General features: G+C 34.3%; 1 protein-coding gene. It reads left to right on the top strand.

Annotated elements, in window-relative coordinates; genetic code table 11:
* Positions 1-62 precede the first annotated feature (62 nt).
* Positions 63-1,546: methyl-accepting chemotaxis protein (locus AA81_RS13070; protein ID WP_146050403.1), on the top strand; the 1,484-nt coding region annotated here is incomplete at its 3' end.

The raw sequence follows: 1,546 nt of genomic DNA, 5'->3' as shown, positions 1-1,546 counted from the left end.
GGTGAAAGGGCGCTATAAAATTCTAAAGGCAACATAAAAAAATAAATGCAGGGGGAAATAATATGACTCTCAAGTGGAAAATGGCAGTCTTAATCATCTTGGTTTCGGTTGTACCTATGGCGTTTTTTATCACATATTCTTCATTAAATTATAGTAACATATTAAAAGAAGACACTTCTCAATTAATCGAAGTTAACAATTCCCAAACAGCCAATTTTATTGATCAGTACATGAATGATCTCAAAAAAGTAACTTCTTCAATCGCTAGTGATCCCGATGTCATCAATTTGCTCGAACAATCGCAAGAAGAAAGAGATAGAATGTATCAAAAGCTCCAAAATTTAATTGATGAATATCCTGAATTCACAGAAATTTGGGTAGGTTCAAAAAATGGTGATGCTTTTGTAAGACCAGTAGAAATGGAAAACCAAAAAGCAAGTGATTATGATCCAAGAGTAAGGCCATGGTACAAAGATGCCCTTCAAAAGCCACAAGAAGTAGTAGTATCAGATCCTTTTGTGCATGCAGTAACAGGTGATACCATAGTTACCCTTTCAAAGGCTATAAAAAACGATAAAAATGAAATAGTCGGAGTTGTGTCAATAGTACTATCTATGTCCAGGATTTATGAAATTATTGGTAATGAGTTAGGAACTGGAGAAACTATTTATGTAATAAACCAAAAAGGTCAGGTTATCTTTCATCCTGAAAGTGATACAATTGGTCAAGACATTTCACAAGAAGAATACTTTAAAAATTTAACTCAAAGAAGTGGTTCCATGTATGTTCAAAACGGATCAGTTTTTACAACTTATAATAAAATTAGCGATCCGAATTGGACGGTTATTACTCAAGCGGATACTAAAAATTTATTCAGTGAAGTAAGATCTACCACGATGTTCACTCTTATACTCTTCATAATAATAGCCGTAGTTGCCGTAATAGTAGGTATTTTATTTGTTATTTTCTACATTATAAAACCGATGAATAAACTGAAGACGTATCTTTCAGAGGTAGGAGAAGGTAATTTATCAACTTCCGTAGAAATAAACTCTAAAGACGAAATTGGACAAATGGCAGATTCTTTAAATCAAGCTATAGATGCCTGGAAAAATTCTATAAACTCAATAAGAGAAGACTCTTTAAAGATCGATAGTTCTGCTATGGAATTACTCAACATTTCTAAAAATAGTTCTCAATCTGCAGAAACTCTTTCAGAAAAGGCTGCTGAAATCAGTGAAAACGCTGAAGATACTTCCGCCTCCGTTGAAGAGGTTACCTCAGGCATTCAGGAAATATCTGCAGCCGCTCAAAATGTTTCTAAATCAGCTCAAGAGCTCAACACTGCTGCTTCAGAAACAGAAAACGCTGCTAACGAAGGACTTGAGTCTATAAAATCGATAGATAAAACGATAAAAGAGGCTGTAGATAAATCCAAAAAAACGCAGAATGTGGTAAAAGCCCTAATAGAAAGATCTGAAAACATCGGCAAGATCGTTAACACGATAAATTCTATAACAGAGCAAACAAACCTTCTAGCCTTGAA

The organism is Petrotoga halophila DSM 16923 (assembly GCF_002924615.1).
Note: the sequence above shows the minus strand (reverse complement) of the source record. Positions and strands in the feature narration are given on the sequence as shown.